The following is a 23,003-nucleotide window of genomic DNA, read 5'->3' as shown; positions in this document are numbered from 1 at the left end:
GGAATTGCCGGGCCCCGGCCGCCGACGCGGCCGGGGCGTGGGCGGGTCACTTCTGGGTGGTCACGCCCTTCACGAACCAGTCCATCTTCCACAGGTCCGCGTCGCCGAGGGTCTGCCCGGCCGGGACGCGCAGGGTGCCGTCGCGGTCCTCCAGGGGCCCGGCGAAGACCTGCTTGCCGTCGATGATCGCCTGGCGCTCGGCCATGATCCTGTCGGCCGCCTCCTTGGGCACCGCCGCGCCGCAGCAGGCGATGTCGGTGCCGCCGTTCTTGATCGTGATGAAGGCGCCGTAGGGCGCGGGCTCCCAGGTGCCCGCGATGATGCGCTTGATCTCGGGCACGAAGAACTTGTCCCAGGTCCAGACCGAGGAGCAGATCGTGGCCTTCGGGGCGAACTCGCGCATGTCGCGGTGGTGCCCCGTGCCGAGGATGCCGCGCTCCTGGGCCACGATCTGGGTGGCCGGGGTATCGACGTGCTGGCCGAGGACGTCGACACCCTGCTCTGCGAGCGCCTGCGCCGCCGCGCGCTCCTTCACCGGGTCGTTCCAGATGCCCGTATAGACGACGTTCAGCGTCGCGTTGGGGTTCATCGCCCGGGCGCCGAGTTCGTAGGCGCTGATCGTCCAGTTCACCACGCCGAACGGGTTGGCCGCCACGAAGCCGAGCTTGCCCGTCTTGGAGGCCGCGCCGGCCGCCATGCCGCAGAGATACTGGCTCTCGTAGGTGCGGCCGTAGACGGATTCGAGGTTGGGTCCGTTGGTCGTGCCCGACAGGTTGAGGAAGGCGACGTCGGGATACTTCTCGGCGAGTTCCTTGAAGGTGTCGGAATACCCGAAGGCGGTGCCGATGATGATGTTGTAGCCGCGCTTGATGAAGAGCTCGACCACGGGCCGGATCGCGGTCGCGTTCTCCTTCACCCCGTCCACGGCCGGGATCTTCATGCCGAGCCCCGCCTCCATCTTCACGCGGGCCTCCTCGGCGGCCTGGGACCAGCCGCCGTCGTTCTTCTGGCCGAAGATCACCATGGCGACCTTCGGCTCGCCCTTGAGCTTGAACGGCGCCGCGCGCGCGGGGAGCGCGGGCAGCAGCGCGGCGAGCGCGCAGGCGGCGAGCGCCTTGAAGACCAGTCGGATCATGGTGTCGATAAACCCCCAGGGTGGCGGCGCCGAAGGCCGCGGGATGGTCGGTGGAACGGGTCTCGTCCGCGGCGCGCGGTCAGAGCACCGTGTTGATCCGGAAGACGTTGCCTTCCGGGTCGGTGAGCACGGCCTGGTACCAGTCGTAGTAGGTGCGGTAGGGCGGCTTGATCAGCGCGGCGCCGGCGGCCAAAGCCGCCGGAACCAGGGCATCCACCGCGGCTGGGCTCTCGACGTCGAGGTTGAGCAGGAACTTGACGCCCCGCGTCTCGGCCTCGTCCGCGAGCCCCAGGAGGCCGTAGGCCTCCTGGGCGTTGAAGCCGATGCAGGTGCCGCCCGCATCGATCCCGCGAAAGATCGGCGAGCGGATCGCCGCGACCTCGGGAAAGCCGAACACCCGCATGTAGAAGTCCGGCAGGGCGTCGAGGTCGCGGGTGAAGACGTTGACGTAGGAGAGGCGCGCCACGTCAGGCGGCCTTCTCGCCCTTGCCGAAGGTCGTCTGCTTGACGAATTTCGAGCGCAGGTGATCGCCCGACGAGACCGGCGCGTAGCGGGCCGGGTTCTCCGGGCTCTCGCAGGTGGGCAGGCAGGCCACCTCCGCGTCGTAGTTCGGCTGGTGGAAGAACACGATCGACAGGCGATCGACGTTCTCGGCGGAGCCGAATTCCGGGTTGACCACGCGGTGCACGGTGGAGGACCAGGTGTCGTTGGTCCATTGCTGCATCAGATCGCCGATGTTGACGATGAAGGTGCCGGGGATTACCGGCACGTCGACCCACGCGCCGAGCTTGTTTTTCACCTGCAGGCTCTTGTCCGAGAGCTCCTTGCGCAGGATCGTCATGCTGCCGTAGTCGGAATGCGCGCCGGCGCGGAGCTGGTTCGGCAGCGGGGCGCTGGTCTGGGCCGGGTAGCGCAGCACCCGCATCATCGAGATGTTCTTGTCGATCGTGCCGTCGAAATAAGTTTCGTCGAGGCGCAGGCCGAGGGCGAAGATCCGCATCAGGTCGCGGGCGAGGCCGTCGACGGCGCGGAAATACTCGGTCCACACCGCCTTCAGCTCCGCCGGCTGCGTCGGCCAGACGTTGGGGGCGAAGTGCGGCCCGGCGGCCTCGCTGGTGAAGTAGGGATCGTCCGCCGGGACGTCGACAGGGCCGATCGAGAGCGATTCCTTGATGTCGGGCGGCGTCGGCTCGTCCAGGCTGAAGGAGAGCCCCTCGCCGCCCACGGCGCTGTAGCCGCGGACCTGATCGGGCGCCGGGCGATCGACCGCGAGCTTCTCGGCGTGCGGGCGCTCGAAGAACGCCTTCGAGACCGCGTAGGTCCGGGCGATCAGGTCCTCGGGAATGCCGTGTCCCGAGACGACGAGGAAGCCGATATCCCGGCAGGCCCGATCCACCTCGGCGGCGACGGCCGCCTTACCCTCGGGCGTGCCCTCGCGGTAGGGCGTGAGATCGATAACGGGCACTTGGAGAAGGGTCATGGTGCCATCCAGATTTTGACCACATGGTCCAAAACGCCGTCGCAACGGCCGTGCCACGCTTGCGCGCCTTCGGCCCGGGGCCGCGCCCGCCGCGCTCACGCAGCCCGTTCCGCCCAGGCCCCGGCGATCACCTCGGCGTCGGTGACGAGCCCGAGATGCATCGCCACGATGCGCAGGGCGGAATCCTCCAGCGCGGCGTTCGTCCCGGCCACGAGATCGCGCGCCACCACGACGTGGTAGCCGAGGTTGGAGGCGTCGAAGGCCGTGTTGAGGACGCAGCAATCGGCCAGGCACCCGTCGAGCACGAGGGTGCGCGTGCCGAGGTTGCGCAGCAGGAAGTCGAGATCGGTCGGATAGAAGGCCGAGAGCCGTTTCTTGGTCTCGACCACGAGGTCGCGCGGCGCGACCTCCGTCACGAATTCGTTCCAGCGGGTGCCCTCGATGGCGTGCTCGTCGGCGTTGGGGATGGGCCCGACATGGAGCGGGAAGACGAGGCGCCACGCCGCCTTCAGGCCGGCGACGTCGTCGACGCCGCCAGCCCGGAGCTTGCTGCGGACGTGGATCACCGGGATGCCCGCTGCCCGCGCCGCACGGTGGAAGGCGTCGACGGCCGGCACGATCGCCCGCGCCCGCGGGGCGGGACAGGGACAGGCCGGATCGTCGTCGAGATGGCCCCGGTGCAGGTCGATCGATACCACCGCGGTCGCCTTCGGCTCGAAGAACGGCGCGAATTCCTGTCCCAGCGGCGTCAGCCGCCCGTCGACGTAGCTGCGCATGGCGGATCTTCCTCTCGTGCCTCTGCGGTCCGGATCGCGGCGGCGCTTGCAAGAGGACGGCCGCGGCTGTGGCGGCCCCGCCACGGCCCCGCGGCGGTTCGGGTCTCCGGCCCCGGAGCCGCTCCGGCCCTGCGATCCGGGCTGGGCTCAGCCGCGGAACGGCCCGGTCTCCGCCGCGGGCCTGGCCCGGAGGGATCCGCCGCCCGACGGAACCCATCGTCATCCGATTGACACCCGGGCGCGCTTCTCCAATGGCTCTGCCGGTCGGAAATGCCGCCCGAGAGCGGCGTGATGGGGCCAGCGCGCGTGACCGCCACCGCACCAAGACCGGTCAAGCGTCGGCTGCGCCGGGACGGCGCGCTGCGGCGCGAGGCGATCCTCGATGCCGCGCTGGAGATCTTCTCGGCGCTCGGCCTGCACGGGACCAGCGTCGACCGGCTGGCCGAGCGGGCCGGGCTCTCGAAGACCAACCTGCTCTACTACTTTCCGTCGAAGGAGGAGCTCTACGTCGCCGTCCTGCGCCGGGTCCTCGACGTCTGGCTCGATCCGCTGCAATCCCTCGACGCGGACAGCGAGCCCGCGGAGGCCTTCCGCAACTACATCCGCACCAAGCTCACGCTGTCGCGCGACGCGCCCCACGCCTCGCGCCTGTTCTGCCTCGAGATCGTGCAGGGGGCGCCGCTGCTGCGGCCGGAGCTGGAAGGGCCGCTGCGCGACCTCGTGGAGACGAAGGTCGCGATCATCCGGGGCTGGATCGCCGACGGGCGGATCGGCGCGCACGATCCCCACCACCTCATCTTCTCGATCTGGGCGATCACCCAGCACTATGCCGACTTCTCCGTGCAGGTGAGCGCGGTGACCGGGCACTCGCTCCAGGATCCGGATTTCTTCGAGCGCACGGTGGCGAGCACCCAGCACCTCATCCTGTCCAGCCTCGGGCTGCGTTAGAGCATCGCGCGCCGCGCGCAGCCTCGATCAGCCGCCACCGGCGCGGCGCCTTTTCTGCATTGGCCGCGGGCAAACCGCGCCTGTCCGACAGGCGGAACGAAGAGATTTTGTGCAAATGGTCAAAAAACGCGACTCGGAGTTTGACCATTTGGTCTGAACCGATATCGTGTCTGGGAAGCGGCGGTGAAGACAGTCTCCGCCGCGGCATTCTCCGGACCGTGAGGCACCATGAACGTCGGGGTTTTCATACCGATCGGCAACAACGGCTGGCTCCTCTCGGAGAACGCGCCCCAATACAAGCCGAGCTTTGCCCTCAACAAAGAGATCACCTTGAAGGCCGAGGCCCACGGCCTCGACTTCGTGCTCTCGATGATCAAGCTGCGGGGCTTCGGCGGCAAGACCGAGTTCTGGGATCACAACCTCGAATCGTTCACCCTGATGGCGGGCCTCGCCGCCGTGACGAGCCGGATCAAGCTCTACGCCACCGCGCCCACGCTCTGCATCCCGCCGGCCATCGCGGCCCGCATGGCCGCCACCATCGACTCCATCTCCGGAGGGCGCTTCGGCCTCAACCTCGTCACCGGCTGGCAGAAGCCCGAATATTCCCAGATGGGCCTGTGGCCGGGCGACGAGTACTTCGCGCGCCGCTACGAGTACCTCTCGGAATACGCCCAGATCCTGCGCGACCTGTGGCAGACCGGGCGCAGCGACCGCAAGGGCACGTTCTTCCAGATGGACGATTGCCGCCTCAGCCCGCAGCCGCAGGCCGACATGAAGATCATCTGCGCCGGGCAGAGCTCGGCCGGCATGGCCTTCACCGCCGAGTATGCCGACTACAATTTCTGCTTCGGCAAGGGCGTGAACACCCCGACCGCCTTCGCCCCCACGGTGGAGCGGCTCGAGGAGGCCAAGGCCAAGACGGGCCGCGCCGTCTCCTCCTACGTGCTGTTCATGATCATCGCGGACGAGACCGACGAGGCCGCCCACGCCACCTGGGAGCATTACAAGGCCGGTGCCGACCAGGAGGCGATCGCGTGGCTCGGCGTGCAGGGCGCCGCCGACACCAAGTCCGGCGCCGACACCAACGTGCGGCAGATGGCCGATCCGACCTCGGCGGTGAACATCAACATGGGCACGCTGGTCGGCTCCTACGCCAGCGTCGCCGCCATGCTCGATGCGGTGGCGACCGTGCCGGGCACCGAGGGCGTGCTGCTGGTCTTCGACGACTTCGTGAAGGGCGTGGACGCCTTCGGCACCCGCATCCAGCCGCTGATGCAGACGCGGCGCCACGTCACCGGCCAGCAGACGGACGCGGCGCCGGTCGCGCAGGTGGCGTGATGGACAGGCTCCCGCAATCCGGGCCCGCGGGCTACCGCGACGCCGCGGGCCGGCACGGCGACGTGACCCTGCCGGCGCGCCCCGAGCCGATCGCCTTCGATCCGGCCGCCACGGCGCTGATCGTGGTGGACATGCAGAACGCCTACGCGAGCCGGGGCGGATATCTCGACCTCGCCGGCTTCGACGTCTCGCAGACCGAGCCGGTGATCGCCCGGATCAGCGAGGCCGTGGCCGCCGCGCGCGGGGCTGGCATGACCGTGCTGTGGTTCCAGAACGGCTGGGACGCCGACTACGCCGAGGCCGGCGGGCCGGGCTCGCCCAACTGGTACAAGTCGAACGCGCTCAAGACCATGCGGGCCCGCCCGGAGATGAACCAGCGCCTGCTCGCCAAGGGCAGCTGGGACTACGCGCTCGTCGACGCCCTGAAGCCGGAGCCCGGCGAGATCGTGATGGGCAAGCCGCGCTACAGCGGCTTCTACAACACGGCGCTCGACTCGACGCTGCGGGCGCGGGGCATCCGCACGCTCGTCTTCACCGGCATCGCCACGAACGTCTGCGTGGAATCGACGCTGCGCGACGGCTTCTTCCTCGAATATTTCGGCATCGTGCTGGCGGACGCCACGCATCAGGCCGGCCCGGCCGCCCTGCAGACGGGGGCGTTGCAGAACATCGAGACCTTCTTCGGCTGGGTCTCGGACGTCAGGGCGTTCCGGGACGCGCTGGCGCCGGAGCGCCGGCCCGCCGCGGGGTGAGGTCGCCCGAACCCGACCGCCCTCGGGGACCGCGCCGCCCCTTCCTTCCTCCATCGCTGCGAGACCTGCCATGCCCAAGACCGTCGTGATCCCGCCCGGCACGGGCAAGCCGCTGGCGCCCTACGTGCCCGGCACGCTGGCCGACGGGGTGCTCTACGTCTCCGGCACGCTGCCGCTCGATGCGGAGGCCAACGTGGTGCATGTGGGCGATGCGGGCGCCCAGACCCGGCACGTGCTGGAGACGATCAAGGGCGTGGTGGAGGCCGCCGGCGGCAGCCTGGCGGACGTGACCTTCAACCACGTCTTCCTCACCGACTGGGCCGACTACGCGGCGATCAACGCCGTCTACGCCGCCTATTTCCCCGGCGACAAGCCGGCCCGCTACTGCATCCAGTGCGGCCTCGTGAAGCCCGAGGCCCGCGTCGAGATCGCCTCCATCGCCCATCTCGGCCGGCCCTGATCGGCCAGGTCCGCCCGCAAGACCGGCCCCCGCGTTCCGCTCGGAGACACCCCTGCCATGACTGAGACCAGGATGATCGCGGTGGAGGCCGGGGCCTATCGGGCCGGCATGGCGCGGGTGGCCGGCGCGGTCCATGTCGTGACGACCGACGGGCCGGGCGGGCGCGCGGGCTTCACGGCCTCGGCCGTCTGCAGCGTCAGCGACGGCCCTCCGACGCTCCTCGTCTGCATCAACCGCACCGCCTCGGCCTACGCCGCCGTGCGCGCCAACGAGCGCCTCTGCGTCAACACGCTGGCGGCCCACCAGCGCGGCGTGGCGAGCGCCTTCGGCGGCCGGACCCCGATGGATCAGCGCTTCGCCGCCGCCGCCTGGAGCCAGAGCGGCGCCGAGGCGCCGGTGCTCGATGGCGCGCTGGCGGCCTTCGCCTGCCGCATCGTCGACCGCCACGCGGTCGGCACGCACGATGTGCTGATCTGCGAAGTCCTGGCCGTGGCCGAGGGACCCCAGGGCGACGGCCTGCTCTACGCCGACCGGCGCTACCACGCGCTGCCCCTCGCGCCGCAGGACGTCGCGGCCTGATCGCCGCCTGATCCGGTGGGGCCCCGCACTCCTCCGGGTGGATGGCCGCTCCCGTCCCGGTTGCGCCGACTCCGCAGAGCGTGCAGGCGGAGCGTTGCGCTCGGCCGGACGGGATCGAACCACTCCGTGCTCAACGCGTTCCCTGCTGTCGATTGAGGAGAGCACGTGACATGAAGGCGCTACCGGTAATGGCGGCCGCAGGTCTCGGTCTGATCGGGTTGATCGCGTCGGCTTCGGCGCAGCCCTATTATGGTCGTGACGACGGTTACAGAGATCGCGACTACAGGGGCCGGGATCGCGATTACGGCTACGAGGACCGCGGGCCGCGCTACAGGGGCCGGTCCGAATACGGGTTCGACGAGGGCGAGTACCTGCGCTGCAATCCGGATGTCCGGCGCGCCGTCCGGAACGGACAGATGGAATCCGGCGCCGCCCATTGGCGGACCTTCGGCCGCCGCGAGGGACGACGCCTGTCCTGCTGATCGCGGGCCGATCGGAGGCGGCGGGCGGCCTGTTGTCCGGCCGCCCGCCACCGCCCGTTGGTCCGGGGCCGCCGCGGGGCCCGCGGGCCCCGGGCAGAAGCGGGCCCCGCCATTCTGCCATCCCGGCGGCAGGCCATGGTTGACATCGGGTAGCGCGCGGTGCCGTTAGGGTTCGAGGACGCGGCGTGGAGCCCGACGGCCCGCGGCTGTCCTCCGGTAGGCCCCTCACCGATCCGTCCTCCGATTGCGAGATGCGCCCCGTGACTCCCGAAGCCGTCGAAGACCTGAAGCGCGCGCGCGCGGCGCTCGTGCGGCAGCGGAACGCCCTGGCGCGGCGCATCGGCGCCCTCGATCTCGCGCCGATCTCGATGGCCGAGGACCTGACCCGCACGCTGCTCGCCATCGAGGCGGTCGACCGGGCGCTGAACGATGCGGGCCAGCCCGCCCTCTATACCGACGGCTGATCACCGGCCGCATTCCGGCCCGGTGCGACCACATGATCGACGGTCCGCTCTGACGCGGGCGAGAACTCTGGCGTATGAGCGGACATGGCTAAGCGTACGAAGATGAGACCGCTGGAGCGGGGGTTCGTTCTGTTCGACGTCGTCTACGAGGACGGCAGCCGGGCATCGAACCGGCGGGTGTCCGCGGAGATCCTCGGCGGTCTCGACGGCGACGAGCCGGCGCGCCAGGCGATCGCCGAGCAGGACGACGAGATCGCCCGCAAGGCCGGGCGGCCGAGTCGCGCGATCCAGAGCCTGAGCCGCAGCCCGATCGTGAAGCCGAAGCTGATCGCCTGAGGCGGTCGCGCCCCGGTCCGCCCGGGCTCGGCGGCAGGCCGGCGCGGGCCCCTGTGCGGGCAGGCGACTATTCGGGATGCGGCGGGCGAATTCGATGGTTTGCGCGGTCAAAAGCTGATTAAGCTGATCGTCCCTCCGCGCAATTCCGTGCCTGGGCCACCGTAGAGAGGCCACCATGGCACGCGAACCCAGCACCGGCAGAGCTCAGGCCGTCACGGCCGTCGATTTCAACGAGCGCGTCAAGCGGCTGCTCGCCGGCAAGCCCGAAATGGTCAAGCCCGAGGGCCGCCGCAAGAGCGTCAAGGCGGTCCCGCTGCCCGGCAAGGCCTGACCGAAGCCGGGCGCCGGTCCGGGCGGGAGAAAGTCCCCGCCCGGCGCCGGCCGCCCCCGGCGCTCAGGCCTGGATATCCTTCCCGCTCGGCCCGACCGTGAGCTTCGTGCGCTCGATCATGCCGAGCACGACCGTGTGGAAGGCCTGCTGCTCGTGCGATGTCCGGTTCTGCGTGCCGGTGGAGAGAGCGGCGTGCAGGCCGTCCATGGCCTCCACCCGCGCCGCGTCGCCGTCGAGGCCGAGCACGAACCGGAGCAGCAGGTTCTGGGCGGCGCCCAGATCCTGCCGGTCGGCCTTGTCGATCAGGGCGTTCAGCGCGCGCAGGCACTCCGTCCCGGCATTCGGGTTGGGGGTGTTCAGGTTCATAGGTGTCGTGGACCTCGGAGGATTGGGGATCTCGGCAGCAGGCTCGCGACGCGGATCGTCCGGCGCGCCGCCCGGATCGCCTCGACCGTGCGCGTCGGCGCGCCCGCATCCAGGCTCTCGACCTCCAGGGCCGTGAGCTGGTCGATCAGGCGGCCATCCGCCTGCAGGCCGGGCTCGCCGGCCGCTCGCGCGACCATCGCGATCAGCTTCCGCATGACCGGGCAGGGAGGCTGTCGGACGGCCTCTACCATGCGCCCTCGGCCAGGCCCAACCTGCGCGCCGGACCGGCTTCCGCCCCGGCGCCGCGAGGGCTAGCCACGATCGGGCTTCTTGGCCGCCGTCGTCCCGATGCCCTTCGTCGACGGCGCAGAGGCGTTGGTCTTGGGGACCGGGGCCTTCGGCTTCTTCGCCTCGCGGCTGCCGCGCTTCTTCTCGGTTGCCATGCTGGCCTGCGCTCCTCGCGTGTGTCCGCCCCGCCTCCGGGCCCCGCCGGGGCCGGATCGAGGTCAGTCGTTCACCAGCCGGATCGAGGTCGCGATCGGGCCGTCATGGTTCAGGATGTGGCTGATGAAGCGCGCGCCGGCCCAGAGCTCGAGGCGACGGCCGTCGATCAGGGTCGAGGCGTGCCGTTTGGCGGCGACGTCGCCGTCCGCCTCGATCAGGATCGTCGAGCGGATGCTGCCGTCGGCGGAGAAGCGGTAGGCCTGGTAGCGCGAGATCGAGCAGCAGGAGAGCCGGTGGGCCACGAGGTCGATGAGGTCTGCCATGGGAGCGCCCGTCGGTTACAGGCGGGGACACGCAGGCCCTCAGCCACCGGAGCCTGGGTTGCCCACCCGGTGATCGCCCGAGCGTGCGCCTCAATCCGGTGGAAAGATAGTCCTGAGCCGGCGATTTCCGCCTTTCGCGCCCGACTCCGCGCCGGTTTCGACCGCGCCGCGCGGGCGATGGCTCTGGACCCGCGGCCTGCCATCCCCTATATTGGGAGCACGGTTGACGACCGGTTCGTAATAACGTTTCAGGACCCGGGGGCAGTGCCCGGCGCCTCCACCACGAGCACCTCGGCTCCCCACCAGGGGAGCAGGCTGACACAGCCGCGGGATGCTTCTGATGGGGGCGAAACAGGATCGACTGGACGGTAAAGGCTCCGCGAGTTTGGTCCTGCTTCGGCAGGATACAATGCGACTCTGAGGTTGGTACTCCTCGTCCGGCGCGAGCGACCCTCGTTCCAGACAATCGGGCCAAAACCTAAATGCCAACGATAACGTTGTCATGGATGCCCGCCTCGCGGCGTAAGCATCTTGCGGCAGGGTAGCCGTAGAAACAGAACCCGGGGCTTCGGCCCCGGGACCCACCTTTTCCCCCTCTCCCGATCTGCGAACCGAGGTCCACGAGCCCGGTCCCCGACGCGTGCCGGCCGCCGCCAAGGTGCCCCCGCCGCGTCCGCGACGACGCCTCTCCGGGCCGGCCGCACGCCGCAAAGCCTCGCGCAAGCCACTCTGCCTAATCCGGCCTCTCGGAACACGGCTCGCGGCGCGGGGTGGGATGCCATGGGAATCTTCGTCGGCCTGCTCATCGCGATCGGCTGCATGCTCGGCGGCTTCGTCGCCATGGGCGGCCACCTGATCGTGATCTGGCAGCCCTGGGAGTTCGTGATCATCGGCGGCATGGCGCTGGGCGGCCTCGTCATGGCCAACCCGATGAAGACGGTGATCGATTCCGGCAAGGCCACGATGGAGGCGGTCACCGACAAGGGACCGAAGCGCAAGGACTTCCTGTCGCTGCTGAGCCTGCTCCACGCCCTGATGCGCGAACTGAAGACCAAGCCGCGCAACGAGGTCGAGACGCATTTCGACGATCCGGCCAATTCCGAGATCTTCAAGAACTACGCGGACGTGACCAAGAACCAGGATCTGGTGCTGTTCATCTGCGACTATTGCCGCCTGATCCTGATCGGCAACGCCCGCTCGCACGAGATCGAGGCCCTGATGGAGGAGGAGATCGGCAGCCACCGCAAGGCGGCGCTGAAGCCCTACGTGGCGATCAACACGGTGGCCGAGGCGCTGCCCGCGCTCGGCATCGTCGCGGCGGTGCTCGGCATCGTGAAGGCGATGGGCGCCCTCGACCAGTCGCCCCAGATTCTCGGCGGCCTGATCGGCGCGGCGCTGGTCGGCACCTTCTTCGGCGTGTTCGCCTCCTACGGCGTGATGGCGCCCCTCGCCCTCAAGATCAAAGGCGTGCGCGAGAAGCAGTGCGCCCCCTACGTCATCGTGAAGCAGAGCCTGATCGCCTACATGAACGGCGCCCTGCCCCAGGTCGCGGTCGAGCACGGCCGCAAGGGCATCAGCAGCGCCGAGCGCCCGACCATCGACGAGGTCGAGGCGTCCACGGTGCCGGGCGCCCGCGCCGAGGCCGCCTGAGATGGAGAGCCCGTTCCCAGGCCTCCCGCCCGAGACGGCCCCGGCCGCCGGACCGGTGGTCCAGCGCGAGCCCGCCGATATCCGCGCCCGCATCCAGGAGGCCGCCGGCCTGTCGCTCGACAGGCTGCCGATGCTCCACGTCATCTTCGACCGCCTGGCGACCGCCTGCAGCGACGCGCTGAAGCACCGGGTCTCCTCGACGATCTTCTACTCGCTGAGCGGCGTCGAGAGCGGGCGCTTCGGCGGCTTCCTCGACGCCTACGACGGCAACGCCGTGGTGGGCATCTTCCACGCCCCCGAATGGGACGGCCACATCCTCGTCGGCCTCGACCGCGACTTCATCTTCACCATGGTCGAGGTGCTGTTCGGTTCGGACGGCTCCGAGCCGCCGGTCGAGGACGAGCGCTCGTTCTCGGCGATCGAGCAGCGCGTCGCCCAGATGGTGTTCGAGCAGATCGGCAAGGCCCTCGAATCCTCCTTCGGCCTCGTCTCCCAGACCCCGTTCCGGCTGGAGCGCACCGAGACCCGCATGGAATTCGCGGTGATCGGGCGGCGCGCCAACAAGGCCGTGCAGGCGAAGTTCCTGTTCCAGGCGCTCAACCGCGGCGGCGAGATGTTCCTCGTCATCCCCCAGACCGTCCTGAACCCGCTCCGCCCGAGCCTCGCCAAGGTCCTCACCGGCGAATCGGCCGCCCGCGACCCGCGCTGGACCCAGCAGATCGCCGCCGAGGTCCAGAAGGCCGAGGTGACGCTGCGCGCGGTCCTGGAGGAGCGCCACCTGACCCTCGGCGAGATCGCCGGCCTGCAGGTCGGCCAGGTGATCGGACTCGATGCCACCCCGACGACCCGGATCAAGCTCGAAGGCAACGACCGGCCGCTGTTCTGGGCCCATGCCGGCCAGGCGCAGGGCGCCTACGTGCTGCGGATCGACGAGGTGATCAACCAGGACAAGGACGCGCTCCCATGACCAGCCTCGTCGATGCCGTGCTGCTCGCGGCCCTCGTCGGCACCAGCGCCTGCGTGGTGCCGATGTACCTGAAGCTGAAGCGCCTCGACCGCACCCAGGCCGAGTACGGCCAGGCGGTGGCGGCCTCCGGCCATGCGCTGGCGAGCGCGGGCGAGGCGGTCCGCAGCTTTGCGGGCGAGGGCCGCGAGATCCTCGACGCCCTCAGCCTCAAGATCGAGGAGGCCCGGGCCGCCCTGTCCGAGCTGGAGGCCTCCCGGCGCGCCCTCGCCGAGGCGCGCGAGGCGGGGCGTCATTCCTAGCACGACGAGACTCCGACCCACGCGTCCGGCGGCTGCGCTCATCCGCCGGCCCGGAGTGCGGATCCGGCCCGCCGGCGACAGCCTCGCATCAGCCAGACCCCGTAGAGCTTGAGCCGCCGACAGGCCGACGATCCACGAGCCCGCCATGAGCAACAGCCCCTTCCCCGACGCCGAGCCTGCCTTCCCCGCCGCGGAGCCCCGCGTCGGCGACGGGCGCAACCTCGACTCGATCCTGCGCATCCCCGTGCTTGTGCAGGTGGTGCTCGGCTCCGCCACCATGCCGGTCGCCAACCTGATGAAGCTCGGGCGCGGCGCCGTGGTGCCCCTCGACCATCGGGTCGGCGAGCCCGTCGACGTGATGGTCAACGGCCGCGTCATCGCCCGCGGCGAGATCGTGATCGTCGAGGAGGACAACTCGCGCTTCGGCGTCTCGCTGACCGAGGTGGTCGGTCCGACCGATTCCGACCAGAACGGCTGAGGGACCCCGACGTGGCGGCACCCTTGGCGGCACCCTTGTCGGCACCTCCCGGATCCGCGGCCGCCTCCCTGGCGAGCGCCGCCCCGGCCCCGGCCGTGCGCGGCCAGGGCCGCCAGCTCGCGCCGGTCGATCAGGTCGCGACGCTGCTGCTGGCCATGGGCAAGCCCGCGGCCGGGCGGATGCTGAAGTATTTCGAGCCGGACGAGCTGAAGCGGATCACCCGCTCGGCGGTGCATCTCGGCGCCGTCAGCACCGATCAGGTCGACCGCGTCGTCGAGTCCTTCGCCACCGAGTTCTCGAACGGGTCGAGCCTCGTCGGCACGGTGCAGGAGGTCGAGAAGCTGCTCTCCGGCCTGCTCCCGGCCGACCAGATCGCCGACATCCTGGCCGAGGTGCGCGGCAACGCCGCCCGGTCCGTCTGGGAGCGCATGGCCTCGGTCTCCGAGAGCGTGCTGGCGAGCTACCTCGTCAAGGAGCATCCCCAGACCGCCGCCCTGATCCTCGCGCGCGTCAAGCCGGCCATGGCCGCCAAGGTGATGGGCCACCTGCCCGCGCCGCTGCGCAACACGCTGATGCGGCGGATGCTGAGCTTCAAGCCGGTCGACGACGAGATCCTCGGCATGCTGGAGCGGACGCTCCACGAGGATTTCATGATCAACGGGTCGCGCAATTCCGGCGCCGACACCCACGCCAAGATGGCCGATATCATCAACAAGATGGATCGGACGCAGATGGACGACGCGCTCTCGAGCCTCGGCGAGAGCCGCCCGAAATCCGTGGAGATCCTGAAGGGGCTGCTCTTCACCTTCGACGACATCGTCAAGCTGGCGCCGCGCGCGCGCACCACCCTGTTCGACGCGGTGCCCAACGACCGTCTCGTCCTGGCCCTCAAGGGCACGGACGCGGAGTTCCGCTCCGTCATCCTGTCGGCGCTCTCCGCCCGCGTGAAGCGGATGGTCGAGCACGAGCTGAACGGCGGCGAGCCGGCGGCCCAGCGCGACGTGATGGAGGCGCGCCGGTCGATCACCGACCTCGCCATGGACATGGCGGGCCGCGGCGAGATCGAGATCAATCCGGGAGGCGAGGATGAAGCCCTCATCCGCTGAACCCCCGCCGCGCCGCAGCCGCATCCGTCCCCGTATGGGGGCCGCGCATGTCTGACGACAGCGACCAAGAGAGCAAGACCGAGGCGGCGACCGAGCGCAAGATCCGCGACGCCCTCGACAAGGGCGACATCCCGTTCTCGCGGGAGGCGCCGGTCTTCGCCTCGATCCTCGGCCTCCTGATCGGCCTCAGCCTGTTCGTGCGCGGGCAGGCGGCGCAGCTCTCGCGCGACCTCGCGCCGCTCCTCGACCATCCGCGCGGCTTCGCGCTGGAGAACGGGGCGGATGCGGCGGGACTGCTGCAGGGGGTGGCGATGGCCGCCGGCCGCTTCCTGCTGCCTTTCCTGCTGCTGCTCGCCGCCTGCGGGCTCTCCGCCTCGATCCTTCAGAACGTGCCCCGGCTCGTCGGGGAGCGCATCCGCCCGAAATGGCGCAACGTCTCGCCCGCCTCGGGCTGGGGCCGGATCTTCGGACGCTCGGGCCAGGTCGAGTTCCTGAAATCGGTCCTTAAAGTCCTCGGCGTAAGCCTCGTGGTCCTCCTGCTCCTGCGCTCGGAGCGGCAGAAAGCCGTGAATGCCATGTTCGTCGATCCGAGCCAGCTGCCCGAGCTGATCCTCACCATCTCGATCCGTTTGATCTCGGCGGTGTCGATCGCCACGATCGTGATCGTGGCGGGCGACCTCGTCTGGGCGCGATTGCGCTGGCAGCGCTCGCTCCGGATGTCGCACCAGGACATCAAGGACGAGCACAAGCAGACCGAGGGCGATCCCAGCGTGAAGGCGCGCCTGCGCTCGCTCGCCCAGGACCGCTCGCGCAACCGCATGCTGTCGAACGTCAACCGGGCGACCGTGGTGATCGCCAACCCGACCCACTTCGCCATCGCGCTGCGCTACGAGCCCGCCGAGAACCCCGCGCCCCTCGTGCTCGCCAAGGGCAAGGACCTGATCGCCCTGCGCATCCGCGCCATCGCCGAGGAGAACGGCATCGCGGTGATCGAGGACAAGCCTCTCGCAAGGTCGCTGTACGATGCTGTGCAGGTCGACCGGACCATCCCGGCGGAATTCTACCGCGCCGTTGCCCAGATCCTATTCTTCCTGTTCGCGAGGCCCCGATGAGTTCCACGGCCCAGGACTTCACGCAGGGGCGCAACGCCCCCCCGGATGTCTTCGCGGCGGCCGAGCGCGTCTTCGCCACCGAGCTGCGCGATTTCATCGCCGAACTCTGCCTCCTCGACGGGGGCGTGCTGATCGGCTGGGTCAAGGGCGAGCACCACGGCAACATCGCCGATCTCGTCGCCTCCTCGGCCGAGCCCTTCTTCAAGGACGCGACCGTCGCCTACGCGGATGCCGCCGACGTCAGCCTCGCCTGGGGACGCTCGATGCAGGTGGTGCTCGACATGGAGTTCGTGACGAAGCCCGTGACGGTGTTCTTCAAGCTGGTCCTCGACGGCTATTTCGCGGGCGTCGCGATCCAGCGCATCCTCGCCGAGACCGATCCGCCCTTCTCGGTCGACGGATTCGCCCGTGCCCTGTCGGAGGCCCGCCTCGAGCGCGCCCGGGCCTGACGACGCCGCTCGCGCTGCGGCGTCCTGCCCACAGCGCCTGGAATTCCGGATACCAAGCCCCGTGACGCACCCCCAATCGGCTCCGGCGCGATTGACCTCAGCGGTGCGCCGGATAATCAGGTGACGTCTGCAACGCGAAGCGGGGCGCAGCTTACAGACCGGGACGGCTGATGCGCGACATAATTGCGCCCCACAATCGCAAGTAGTAGTTCTCCGGGCAGCTTCCTCAACACACGGCATCGGCCGGGTTTCGGGCGGGCCGGATCGGGAACGGGGCGGATGTATTGTTTGGTCGATGCCAGAGAATCGGTGAATGCCGGTTACACGGCAAGTTTCGATCGCGAGGGCGTCCCGGCCTTCGGACTGTCCCCGGACGAGTTCACGGGCTGGCTGCGCACGGCCTCGCGCACCGACCTCGACGCCGTGCAGGGCTTCCTGCTCGGTGATTTCGACGACCGGGCGCGCTGCGCCGCGGCGATTCGCAAGCACTCGCGCGCGCCGATCATCGCGCTCTCCGACGTGCGCTCCCTGGAGCAGACGCTGGTGCTGTTCGACGCCGGCATCGACGACGTCCTGCCCAAGCCCGTCCATGTCCGCGAGATCCTGGCCCGCTCCGAGGCGATCTGGCGCCGGGTCAACGGCGGCGTGCTCCCGGCTCCCGCGAGCGAGGCCGCCGCGCGGCCCGAGCGCCTCAAGGTGTTCTTCGACGGGCGCGACCCCGAGGTCGACGGCGAGCCCCTCGCCCTGCCCCGGCGCGAGCGCCACATCCTCGAATATCTCGTGCGCAACCGCGGCCGGCGCCTGACCAAGGCGCAGGTCTTCAACGTGATCTACGGCGTCTACAGCAACGGCGTCGAGGAGAGCGTCGTCGAGGGCCACGTGAGCAAGCTGCGCAAGAAGCTCAGCCAGCGCCTCGGCTACGACCCGATCGAGGCCAAGCGCTACATGGGCTACGTCTACGTCGGCTGAGCCGGCAGCGGCCTCCGGCGCCGCGTCACTGGCAGAACGTCTTCGCCCCGGGGGTCCAGTTGCCGAAGCCGGTGGCGACCATGTTGGTGATCACCCGGCAGACATACTGCTTCTGGGCCGGGTTGTTGTTCGGGCCGGCGTGGTAGCGCGCCACGGCCAGCGTCCAGCTCCCCTCGCGCTGCTTCAGCTCCTTCAGGAAGCGCGTGGCGTAATCCACGTTCTGGCCCGGATCGATCATGGCCTCGAGCGAGGGAAACTTCGCCCGGTGGTAATGATGGTTGATCTGCATGCAGCCGAGATCGACCAGGCGCACCCCGCCGGCCTGGGCCTCGGACAGCTTGCGCACCACGTCCGCCGCGCTGCTGGCGAAATAGGCCTTGCCCTGGATGTTCATGGCATAGGGCTGCAACGAGCCGCGCTTGCCGCTCTCGGTCAGTCCCACGGCGTAGAGCATGCCGAGCGGGACGCCGTGACGCCGGGCGGCCTCCGCCATCTGCTGCTCGCAGACCCGGCTCGCCACCATGCCGTCCGCCGTGTTGGCGCGCGCGGGGCTACAGATACACGCCGCCGCGATCGCGCTCGCCAGGATGCGGTTCATGGGCCCCTTCCCTGCTCCGTACCGGTTCCACGTCCTGCGGGTCCGGCTCGCGGCGGCCCGGCTGGTCTGGGCTCCCGTTCCGGCCGCTCTCGCCGCCCGCCATCGCCGCGAAGGCGGGCTGCCCGCGGCCGTTCTGGTTCTGGCCGGCGCCCTGCCCTGCCCCTTGCCCTGACTCTCGCCCGGAGCCCTGGCCCTGCGACGGATCCTGCCCGCCGGACTGGATCGTGATCGCGTCGGGCCGGTAGCCGGACTCGCGCAGCAGGCCGGCCAGGGCGTCTCCGTCCCGGCGCAGAAGCTCCGCCGTCTCCTCGCGCCCGGTGCGCAGGTTCATCTCCAGGTGCCCGTCCTGCAGCCGCATCCGGACGGTGACGATCCCGAGATCGGCCGGGTGGAGCTGGAGCGTGAGGATCCGCAGCGGGCCGTCGAGCGCGCCCCGCGCCGCAGCCTGCGCCGCGGCCGGTTGGCCCGCGGCGGCGAGTGCGGCCGGTGCCGAGGGCGCCGCGGCCGGCTGGGGCCCGGCATCGAGCGCCGGCGCCGAGGCGACGGCGTCGACGATCTGACGCAACGTGGCGAGCGGCAGCGCGGTGGCGGCCGGCTCGGCCGCCTCGCGCGGCCCCGCGGACGCGCTCTCGATCCGCTCCCCGACGGACGCGGCTGCGCGAACCGGGTCGCGCGGGTGGGCCCCTCCGGGCAGATCCGTGGCGGGAACCGCTGCCCGGTCCGCCTCGCCACCCGGGTCGAAGGCCGTTCGGTCCGGGGCGACGGGCGCCCGCTGCATCGACCCGGCGGGCGTGCCCGCATCGGCACTCCGCGCAGGCGCGGCGCGCGGGCTTCCGCGCCGCTCGGTATCGGAAACGCGCGGGTCGGCGGGCCGCTGTCCGGGCCCTTCGGCCGCGGCGCGAACCTGCGCGGCGGCCGGGATCGCCCCAGGATTCGCCCCCGCGATCGGTGCTGGCGGCGCTGCCGGCGGCCCCGGATCGGCCGCGCGCGGCGCGGCCCCGTCCGAGCCGCGCCGGAGCGGGGTTCGCGGATCGAGCGCGGCGGCGGTCGCGGACGCGTCCGGTGCCGCGTCGGTGCCGGCCTGCGGCGGCATCGTGCCTCCCCGGTCCGAACCGGCCTCGACCGTCGCGACGTCGGCCGGAGCGCCGAGGCCGGCCGACGCGAAGGCGGGCGCCCCGCCCGCGGGGGCGTCAGCGGCCGGTTCCCGCAGGGGAGCCGCATCGCCGGAACCGGTCGGCACCGGAGCCGCGGGCTCCGGTGCATCCGGGATCCGGGCACGGCGGAGCATCGCGGCGGACGCACCGGCGCCCGCCGGGGCGCCATCGGTCTGCGCGGCCGCGAGGGACGGGCCGGGCGCGGCCCATGCAGGCCCGCCCGCTGCCGCATCGTCCATCGATGGCGTGGTCCGGGCCGGGACTGGCGCCGTCGTCTCGCCGAGGGCCCGAGGGTCCGGCGCAACGGCCGGCGCGCGTGCCGCATCGGCGGGCTCGGCCGGGGTCCGGGCGAGTTCGGTGGCCGATCCCGCTCCGCCGATCGATGCGGCGGGATCCGCGAAGCGACCCGGTGCGGACGGCGCCGCCGGTGGCTCCGGCGCGACGGCGGGCAGGCGGCCCGGCTCTGTGCGGGCCGCCTGCCCCGTGTCCGGACCGCCGCGAGGCGGCGCCGATCCCGCCTGCGGCCGGCCCGGGATCGGGGCGGGCATCGGCGGATCCGTCGGGGCGCCCGGCACGTCCGTCGGGGCGCCCGGCACGGCGTCGGCCGCGCGAACCGGGCCTGCGCTCGGCTGCGAGAGGTCGAGGCCCGAGCGACCCGGTGCGGCCTCCTGGACGAGCCGGCCGGGGGCCGAACCCCTCTGAACGGGGGCGAAATGCGTCTCCTGCGCGATCACGGCGATGCTGGGGCGGTCCGCGAAGTCCGGCCGCACCGCCGGGTCGGCCGTATGGGGATCCAGCCCCCCGCTCGAGGCCGGCGCGGTCTCGCGGGATGCGGGTCCGGACACCGCCTCGGTCGCGGCGCGCGGCGATGCGGCGCGGGCCACCAGGGCGGCGAGGTCGTCGCGGGAGGGAGCGGCGGGGATGGGCTGGGCGGAGGCGGGCCGCGCCGGGGGCGGCGATCCCGCCGGCACAGGGGCGGGCATCGACGCGAGCCCGGAGGCGGGCAAGGACGCAGGTTGGGCGATCAGGGCGCGCAGGGCCGCCTGCAGATCGGTGGCCGCGCCGGTCGCGGGACCGGACGTCTGCGCCGGCGCCTCGGCCTCCGGCGGCTCCGCCGCGGCGCCTTCGCCGGCTGCCCGGGCCGATGGCGGCTGCCCCGCATGGCCCGCGCCGCTCTCCTCGAGATCCCCGAGGAGGGTGCCGAAGGCCGGGCTGCGGTCGCCCGGGCCGGGCTCCGGCGCGGCCCGGCTCCAGGACGGGTCGGGCCGCTGGCGCAGGCCGGGCAGCAGGGCGTCGAAGGCCGTCAAGTCTACTCCGCTCCCATCATCCGGTCCGCGCGCGCGAGCGCTTCCCGGGCTCTGCCGATCGCGGCGGCGTCCGGCACCGTTCTGGCGCCCGGCACGGTCCGGGTGCCCGGCGCCGTGGCCGCTGCGCCCGGTATGGCGACCGTAGCTTGCGCGGGCGTCGCCTGAGCGGGCGCCGTCGGCGCGGGGATCCGGATCTGCTCGGCCGTCGAGAGCGCCGCATCGAGGAGCATCGCGTCGATCTCGGGCAGGATAGTCCGGTCGACGGCGCGGAGCGCCTCCAGCCCCTCGTCGTAGCGGCCGTCGGCGACGATGATCGCCGCGGCCCGGTACAGCCGTGCCTGGGCGGCGGCGCGCGAATCGGTTGCGGCGAGGCCGGCCGCCCGTTCGGCGGCGAACAGGGCGGTCTCGCGCCGGCCCTGGTCGAGCCCCGCCCGGGCCACGAGCAGGTAGAGGTCACGCCGCCCCTCGGGCTCGATCTCGGCGAGCATGCGCTCCAGGCGGGCGGCGCGCGCGCCGTCGTCGACGAAATCGAGGCGCGTCAGGGCCACGGCGAAGCGCTGGCGGAAATTGCCCGCATAGACCGAGCGCCGGAAGCGCCGCAGGTACTGGATCGAGAGCGCCTCGAAGCGGCGGGCGTCGCCGCCCTGGGCCACGACGAAGATCTCGCGGCGCAGCGCGCCTTCCTCCACCAGCGTACCCGGAGCGAGCAGGCGGGCGAGGTCGAGGAGTTCGATCGCCCGCACCGGCGCGTCGCGCACCGCGAGCGCCGCCTGCGTCAGGGCGAGCTGCCCGGCGAGCCCGGGGCTCATCTGCCGCGGATCGAACTTGGCGAGCAGCGTGCGCGCCTCCTTCTCCCGGCCCTCCACGTAGGCGAGCGCGCCCAGCACGAGGGGCGCGTCGGTCTCCGCGAGCCTGCCGCCGTCGAGCATGCGCCGCAGCACCAGGGGCCCGCCGCCCGACAGCGCGAAGGCGACCGCGGCGCGCACGTTCTCTGGCTGCGCCCAGGCCTCGGGCTCAAGGGCGACGAGGCGCTGCTCGATATGGCCGAGGAGCTGGCGCTGGGCGGTATGGGCCTGGGTCGACCCCGCGGCGATCCTGTCCTGCAGGAGCTGGAGCGTCCGCACCAGCTCCACCGCCAGCCCGCGCGGGGCGACCGGCAGCGGCTCGATCGGTTTGGGCGGGGTGCCGTGCCCGCCATGGGCGTCCGCCGGGGCCTCCGCCGCCGCGCCGTGCCCGTCGCCCGCCGCGAGGGCCGGCACGGCCAGGAGAAGCGCCAACGGGAGCGCGAGCCGGCAGGCCCAGCCGCCCGCGCTCCGGCGCGCCCGCGGCGCGGAGCCGTCGACGCGGCTCATTCCGTCTGCCCCCGCAGCAGGATCTCGATCCGGCGGTTCTCGGCGGCCTTCGGGTCGGCGGGGTTGCGCGGCAGCCGGTCGGCGTAGCCCTCGATCCGCTCCAGGCGCTTCTCGTCCACGCCGCCGCGCACGAGCATGTAGGAGGCCATCTGGGCGCGGGCCGAGGACAGGCGCCAATTGTCGTATGTCTCGGAGCGGAACGGCCGCCCGTCGGTATGGCCCCGGACCACGATGCGGCCGGGACGGGCGTTCAGCACCTTGGCGATGCGCTCCAGGGCGCGCACCACCTTCGGCGAGGGCTCGGCCGAGCCGACCTCGAACATGCTGAAGTTGATCGCGTCGGTCACGCTGATCAGGACGCCCTCGCCCGTGCGCCGGACCTCGATCTGCGGCGTCGGTGCGCCGACGGCGCCCGGCTGCACCGCCTTGGCGATCTCGGCCTTGATCTCGGCCATCGCCGCGGTCTCGGCCGCCCGCGCGTCCGGCTCCCCAGGCTTCGTCTCGGGCTTCGTCTCCGGCTTGGCTGCGGCCTCGGTCCGGGGAGCCGCCTTCACCGGGTCCCTGGCGGGCTCGGGCGCCGCCACGGGCGCCATGTCGTCGGCCGAGGCGACCTGCACGGGTTTGGCGGGCTCTCTGGCCGCCTCCTTGGTCTCGGGCTTCGGGCGGTCGCGCGGCTTCAGGGCCGGCAGCACGATCTGGCCGCGGGCGTCGAGGCGGATCTCGCTCGGGGCCCGCGCCGCCGTGTTGAGGGCGCCCGGCTGCTCGGTCCTGTGGCTCGGCAGCGCCTCGACCTGCCAGTAGAGCGGGTCGAAGGGATCGCGCGCCGCCTCGCCCCCGCTGATGCCGGGCCGGCCGGATTCGAGCGCCGCCGCATCGGCGGTCGCCGCCGCCTCGCGGTCGGCCTCGCCCGCGAGCTTGGCCAGCACCGCGTAGGGATCCTGGAACAGGGCGGATTCGCGGGCATGGCTGCCCGGCTCGCCCTTGGCGGCGGGCTTGCCCTCCCGGGCGCCCTCCTTGCCGCCCTCCCGGGCGCCGGTCTCGCCCTCGCTGCGTCCCTCCTCGGCCTTGCCGCCGGAGGCACCCTGCTCCGAGGGCGTGTCCTGCGGGTCGCTCAGACCCTTGCGGTCGTGGGTGACCTCGGCGAGCTTCACCGGGTTGAAATACTCGGCGATCGATTGCTTCTGCGCCTTGCTGGTGGAGTTGATCAGCCACATCACCAGGAACAGCGCCATCATCGCCGTCATGAAGTCGGCGAGCGCGATCTTCCAGGCGCCGCCGTGGTGACCGTCCTCGTGGTCGCCGTGGCGCTTGATGATGATGATCTCGTGGTGGGTGCCGTCGGCCATC

The 23,003-nt window shown here is 71.5% G+C and carries 29 protein-coding genes and 1 other RNA gene; 18 read left to right on the top strand and 12 right to left on the bottom strand.

What is annotated here, in order from left to right:
• Positions 1–46: 46 nt before the first annotated feature.
• The 4 genes from ACS5RC_RS15755 to ACS5RC_RS15740 all read right to left on the bottom strand — a co-directional run bounded on the left by ACS5RC_RS15755 (position 47) and on the right by ACS5RC_RS15740 (position 3,392).
• Positions 47–1,135, bottom strand: a complete 1,089-nt coding sequence (locus ACS5RC_RS15755; protein ID WP_478344832.1) for a BMP family ABC transporter substrate-binding protein — start codon at positions 1,133–1,135, stop codon at positions 47–49.
• A gap of 79 nt (positions 1,136–1,214) precedes the next feature.
• Positions 1,215–1,601: a VOC family protein gene (locus ACS5RC_RS15750; protein ID WP_478344831.1), complete on the bottom strand. Its 387-nt coding sequence runs from the start codon at positions 1,599–1,601 to the stop codon at positions 1,215–1,217.
• Between the two features lies 1 nt (position 1,602).
• Positions 1,603–2,616, bottom strand: a complete 1,014-nt coding sequence (locus ACS5RC_RS15745; RefSeq protein ID WP_478344830.1) for an isopenicillin N synthase family dioxygenase — start codon at positions 2,614–2,616, stop codon at positions 1,603–1,605.
• A gap of 95 nt (positions 2,617–2,711) precedes the next feature.
• On the bottom strand, positions 2,712–3,392 hold the full coding sequence (locus ACS5RC_RS15740) for a cysteine hydrolase family protein (protein ID WP_478344829.1): 681 nt from the start codon (positions 3,390–3,392) through the stop codon (positions 2,712–2,714).
• A 291-nt stretch (positions 3,393–3,683) separates the two neighbouring features.
• On the opposite strand from ACS5RC_RS15740, the gene rutR reads away from it, so the two are divergent.
• The 9 genes from rutR to ACS5RC_RS15695 all read left to right on the top strand — a co-directional run bounded on the left by rutR (position 3,684) and on the right by ACS5RC_RS15695 (position 9,082).
• The gene (gene rutR, locus ACS5RC_RS15735; RefSeq protein WP_478344828.1) at positions 3,684–4,340 is read left to right on the top strand and encodes an HTH-type transcriptional regulator RutR; all 657 of its coding nucleotides are present in this window, start codon (positions 3,684–3,686) and stop codon (positions 4,338–4,340) included.
• A gap of 228 nt (positions 4,341–4,568) precedes the next feature.
• The gene (rutA, locus tag ACS5RC_RS15730) at positions 4,569–5,678 is read left to right on the top strand and encodes a pyrimidine utilization protein A (RefSeq protein WP_478344827.1); all 1,110 of its coding nucleotides are present in this window, start codon (positions 4,569–4,571) and stop codon (positions 5,676–5,678) included.
• On the top strand, positions 5,678–6,430 hold the full coding sequence (gene rutB / locus ACS5RC_RS15725) for a pyrimidine utilization protein B (RefSeq protein ID WP_478344826.1): 753 nt from the start codon (positions 5,678–5,680) through the stop codon (positions 6,428–6,430). The genes rutA and rutB overlap by 1 nt, the downstream gene beginning before the upstream one ends.
• A gap of 70 nt (positions 6,431–6,500) precedes the next feature.
• Entirely contained in the window at positions 6,501–6,890 is a 390-nt protein-coding gene (gene rutC / locus ACS5RC_RS15720) for a pyrimidine utilization protein C (protein WP_478344825.1), read from the top strand.
• Positions 6,891–6,947: 57 nt separating this feature from the next.
• A complete protein-coding gene (locus tag ACS5RC_RS15715; RefSeq protein ID WP_478344824.1) occupies positions 6,948–7,469 on the top strand; it encodes a flavin reductase in 522 nt (173 codons plus the stop codon).
• A 170-nt stretch (positions 7,470–7,639) separates the two neighbouring features.
• A complete protein-coding gene (locus tag ACS5RC_RS15710; protein ID WP_478344823.1) occupies positions 7,640–7,951 on the top strand; it encodes a hypothetical protein in 312 nt (103 codons plus the stop codon).
• Between the two features lie 260 nt (positions 7,952–8,211).
• Positions 8,212–8,415, top strand: coding sequence for a hypothetical protein (locus ACS5RC_RS15705; RefSeq protein WP_478344822.1), 204 nt, complete (start codon positions 8,212–8,214; stop codon positions 8,413–8,415).
• A gap of 84 nt (positions 8,416–8,499) precedes the next feature.
• Complete coding sequence (locus ACS5RC_RS15700) at positions 8,500–8,751, top strand: hypothetical protein (protein ID WP_478344821.1); 252 nt, start codon at positions 8,500–8,502, stop codon at positions 8,749–8,751.
• A gap of 175 nt (positions 8,752–8,926) precedes the next feature.
• Positions 8,927–9,082, top strand: a complete 156-nt coding sequence (locus tag ACS5RC_RS15695) for a hypothetical protein (RefSeq protein WP_478344820.1) — start codon at positions 8,927–8,929, stop codon at positions 9,080–9,082.
• A 63-nt stretch (positions 9,083–9,145) separates the two neighbouring features.
• Here the strand turns inward: ACS5RC_RS15695 and ACS5RC_RS15690 are convergent, their stop codons facing one another.
• The 4 genes from ACS5RC_RS15690 to ACS5RC_RS15675 form a co-directional block, all read right to left on the bottom strand.
• Positions 9,146–9,448: a hypothetical protein gene (locus ACS5RC_RS15690; protein ID WP_478344819.1), complete on the bottom strand. Its 303-nt coding sequence runs from the start codon at positions 9,446–9,448 to the stop codon at positions 9,146–9,148.
• Positions 9,445–9,645, bottom strand: coding sequence for a hypothetical protein (locus ACS5RC_RS15685; RefSeq protein WP_478344818.1), 201 nt, complete (start codon positions 9,643–9,645; stop codon positions 9,445–9,447). The genes ACS5RC_RS15690 and ACS5RC_RS15685 overlap by 4 nt, the downstream gene beginning before the upstream one ends.
• Before the next feature lie 114 nt (positions 9,646–9,759).
• A complete protein-coding gene (locus ACS5RC_RS15680) occupies positions 9,760–9,891 on the bottom strand; it encodes a hypothetical protein (RefSeq protein ID WP_478344817.1) in 132 nt (43 codons plus the stop codon).
• 63 nt (positions 9,892–9,954) lie between these two features.
• Complete coding sequence (locus ACS5RC_RS15675) at positions 9,955–10,215, bottom strand: hypothetical protein (RefSeq protein ID WP_478344816.1); 261 nt, start codon at positions 10,213–10,215, stop codon at positions 9,955–9,957.
• A 180-nt stretch (positions 10,216–10,395) separates the two neighbouring features.
• On the opposite strand from ACS5RC_RS15675, the gene ssrA reads away from it, so the two are divergent.
• The 9 genes from ssrA to ACS5RC_RS15630 all read left to right on the top strand — a co-directional run bounded on the left by ssrA (position 10,396) and on the right by ACS5RC_RS15630 (position 17,245).
• Positions 10,396–10,783, top strand: a transfer-messenger RNA (tmRNA) gene (gene ssrA / locus ACS5RC_RS15670).
• A gap of 212 nt (positions 10,784–10,995) precedes the next feature.
• The gene (gene motA / locus ACS5RC_RS15665) at positions 10,996–11,865 is read left to right on the top strand and encodes a flagellar motor stator protein MotA (RefSeq protein WP_478344815.1); all 870 of its coding nucleotides are present in this window, start codon (positions 10,996–10,998) and stop codon (positions 11,863–11,865) included.
• Position 11,866: 1 nt separating this feature from the next.
• Entirely contained in the window at positions 11,867–12,832 is a 966-nt protein-coding gene (locus ACS5RC_RS15660) for a flagellar motor switch protein FliM (RefSeq protein ID WP_478344814.1), read from the top strand.
• Complete coding sequence (locus ACS5RC_RS15655) at positions 12,829–13,131, top strand: hypothetical protein (RefSeq protein WP_478344813.1); 303 nt, start codon at positions 12,829–12,831, stop codon at positions 13,129–13,131. Before ACS5RC_RS15660 ends, ACS5RC_RS15655 begins: the two co-directional genes overlap by 4 nt.
• Positions 13,132–13,276: 145 nt before the next feature.
• Positions 13,277–13,609 (top strand): flagellar motor switch protein FliN, encoded by a 333-nt coding sequence (fliN, locus tag ACS5RC_RS15650; protein ID WP_478344812.1) that lies wholly within the window; start codon positions 13,277–13,279, stop codon positions 13,607–13,609.
• Positions 13,610–13,644: 35 nt separating this feature from the next.
• The gene (locus ACS5RC_RS15645) at positions 13,645–14,715 is read left to right on the top strand and encodes a flagellar motor switch protein FliG (RefSeq protein WP_478344811.1); all 1,071 of its coding nucleotides are present in this window, start codon (positions 13,645–13,647) and stop codon (positions 14,713–14,715) included.
• Between the two features lie 47 nt (positions 14,716–14,762).
• Positions 14,763–15,827, top strand: coding sequence for an EscU/YscU/HrcU family type III secretion system export apparatus switch protein (locus ACS5RC_RS15640; protein ID WP_478344810.1), 1,065 nt, complete (start codon positions 14,763–14,765; stop codon positions 15,825–15,827).
• Entirely contained in the window at positions 15,824–16,276 is a 453-nt protein-coding gene (locus ACS5RC_RS15635; RefSeq protein WP_478344809.1) for a hypothetical protein, read from the top strand. The genes ACS5RC_RS15640 and ACS5RC_RS15635 overlap by 4 nt, the downstream gene beginning before the upstream one ends.
• Positions 16,277–16,555: 279 nt before the next feature.
• Positions 16,556–17,245, top strand: coding sequence for a response regulator transcription factor (locus ACS5RC_RS15630; protein ID WP_478344808.1), 690 nt, complete (start codon positions 16,556–16,558; stop codon positions 17,243–17,245).
• A 25-nt stretch (positions 17,246–17,270) separates the two neighbouring features.
• Here the strand turns inward: ACS5RC_RS15630 and ACS5RC_RS15625 are convergent, their stop codons facing one another.
• Genes ACS5RC_RS15625 through ACS5RC_RS15610 form a run of 4 tightly spaced genes read right to left on the bottom strand, consistent with a single transcriptional unit; the run spans position 17,271 to position 23,002 of the window.
• Complete coding sequence (locus ACS5RC_RS15625) at positions 17,271–17,843, bottom strand: transglycosylase SLT domain-containing protein (RefSeq protein ID WP_478344807.1); 573 nt, start codon at positions 17,841–17,843, stop codon at positions 17,271–17,273.
• The gene (fliK, locus tag ACS5RC_RS15620) at positions 17,797–20,304 is read right to left on the bottom strand and encodes a flagellar hook-length control protein FliK (RefSeq protein WP_478344806.1); all 2,508 of its coding nucleotides are present in this window, start codon (positions 20,302–20,304) and stop codon (positions 17,797–17,799) included. Before fliK ends, ACS5RC_RS15625 begins: the two co-directional genes overlap by 47 nt.
• A 2-nt stretch (positions 20,305–20,306) precedes the next feature.
• Complete coding sequence (locus tag ACS5RC_RS15615) at positions 20,307–21,656, bottom strand: chemotaxis protein MotC (RefSeq protein WP_478344805.1); 1,350 nt, start codon at positions 21,654–21,656, stop codon at positions 20,307–20,309.
• Positions 21,653–23,002, bottom strand: coding sequence for a MotB family protein (locus ACS5RC_RS15610; protein ID WP_478344804.1), 1,350 nt, complete (start codon positions 23,000–23,002; stop codon positions 21,653–21,655). The genes ACS5RC_RS15615 and ACS5RC_RS15610 overlap by 4 nt, the downstream gene beginning before the upstream one ends.
• Position 23,003: the final 1 nt, after the last annotated feature.

It is taken from the genome of Methylobacterium sp. HJ2 (genome assembly GCF_056431005.1).
The sequence above is the reverse complement of the archived record's forward strand: the minus strand, read 5'-3'. Positions and strand labels throughout refer to the sequence as shown.

Coding starts and splice junctions, on each gene's coding strand:
- fliN (WP_478344812.1), top strand. CDS start 13,277: ATGAGCAACAGCCCCTTCCCCGACGCCGAGCCTGCCTTCCCCGCCGCG.
- rutA (WP_478344827.1), top strand. CDS start 4,569: ATGAACGTCGGGGTTTTCATACCGATCGGCAACAACGGCTGGCTCCTC.
- ACS5RC_RS15685 (WP_478344818.1), bottom strand. CDS start 9,645: ATGGTCGCGCGAGCGGCCGGCGAGCCCGGCCTGCAGGCGGATGGCCGC.
- ACS5RC_RS15695 (WP_478344820.1), top strand. CDS start 8,927: ATGGCACGCGAACCCAGCACCGGCAGAGCTCAGGCCGTCACGGCCGTC.
- ACS5RC_RS15655 (WP_478344813.1), top strand. CDS start 12,829: ATGACCAGCCTCGTCGATGCCGTGCTGCTCGCGGCCCTCGTCGGCACC.
- rutR (WP_478344828.1), top strand. CDS start 3,684: ATGGGGCCAGCGCGCGTGACCGCCACCGCACCAAGACCGGTCAAGCGT.
- ACS5RC_RS15740 (WP_478344829.1), bottom strand. CDS start 3,392: ATGCGCAGCTACGTCGACGGGCGGCTGACGCCGCTGGGACAGGAATTC.
- ACS5RC_RS15630 (WP_478344808.1), top strand. CDS start 16,556: ATGTATTGTTTGGTCGATGCCAGAGAATCGGTGAATGCCGGTTACACG.
- ACS5RC_RS15715 (WP_478344824.1), top strand. CDS start 6,948: ATGACTGAGACCAGGATGATCGCGGTGGAGGCCGGGGCCTATCGGGCC.
- ACS5RC_RS15755 (WP_478344832.1), bottom strand. CDS start 1,135: ATGATCCGACTGGTCTTCAAGGCGCTCGCCGCCTGCGCGCTCGCCGCG.
- ACS5RC_RS15625 (WP_478344807.1), bottom strand. CDS start 17,843: ATGAACCGCATCCTGGCGAGCGCGATCGCGGCGGCGTGTATCTGTAGC.
- ACS5RC_RS15635 (WP_478344809.1), top strand. CDS start 15,824: ATGAGTTCCACGGCCCAGGACTTCACGCAGGGGCGCAACGCCCCCCCG.
- ACS5RC_RS15745 (WP_478344830.1), bottom strand. CDS start 2,616: ATGACCCTTCTCCAAGTGCCCGTTATCGATCTCACGCCCTACCGCGAG.
- rutC (WP_478344825.1), top strand. CDS start 6,501: ATGCCCAAGACCGTCGTGATCCCGCCCGGCACGGGCAAGCCGCTGGCG.
- ACS5RC_RS15700 (WP_478344821.1), top strand. CDS start 8,500: ATGGCTAAGCGTACGAAGATGAGACCGCTGGAGCGGGGGTTCGTTCTG.
- ACS5RC_RS15690 (WP_478344819.1), bottom strand. CDS start 9,448: ATGAACCTGAACACCCCCAACCCGAATGCCGGGACGGAGTGCCTGCGC.
- ACS5RC_RS15610 (WP_478344804.1), bottom strand. CDS start 23,002: ATGGCCGACGGCACCCACCACGAGATCATCATCATCAAGCGCCACGGC.
- ACS5RC_RS15615 (WP_478344805.1), bottom strand. CDS start 21,656: ATGAGCCGCGTCGACGGCTCCGCGCCGCGGGCGCGCCGGAGCGCGGGC.
- ACS5RC_RS15675 (WP_478344816.1), bottom strand. CDS start 10,215: ATGGCAGACCTCATCGACCTCGTGGCCCACCGGCTCTCCTGCTGCTCG.
- motA (WP_478344815.1), top strand. CDS start 10,996: ATGGGAATCTTCGTCGGCCTGCTCATCGCGATCGGCTGCATGCTCGGC.
- ACS5RC_RS15680 (WP_478344817.1), bottom strand. CDS start 9,891: ATGGCAACCGAGAAGAAGCGCGGCAGCCGCGAGGCGAAGAAGCCGAAG.
- ACS5RC_RS15640 (WP_478344810.1), top strand. CDS start 14,763: ATGTCTGACGACAGCGACCAAGAGAGCAAGACCGAGGCGGCGACCGAG.
- ACS5RC_RS15710 (WP_478344823.1), top strand. CDS start 7,640: ATGAAGGCGCTACCGGTAATGGCGGCCGCAGGTCTCGGTCTGATCGGG.
- ACS5RC_RS15660 (WP_478344814.1), top strand. CDS start 11,867: ATGGAGAGCCCGTTCCCAGGCCTCCCGCCCGAGACGGCCCCGGCCGCC.
- rutB (WP_478344826.1), top strand. CDS start 5,678: ATGGACAGGCTCCCGCAATCCGGGCCCGCGGGCTACCGCGACGCCGCG.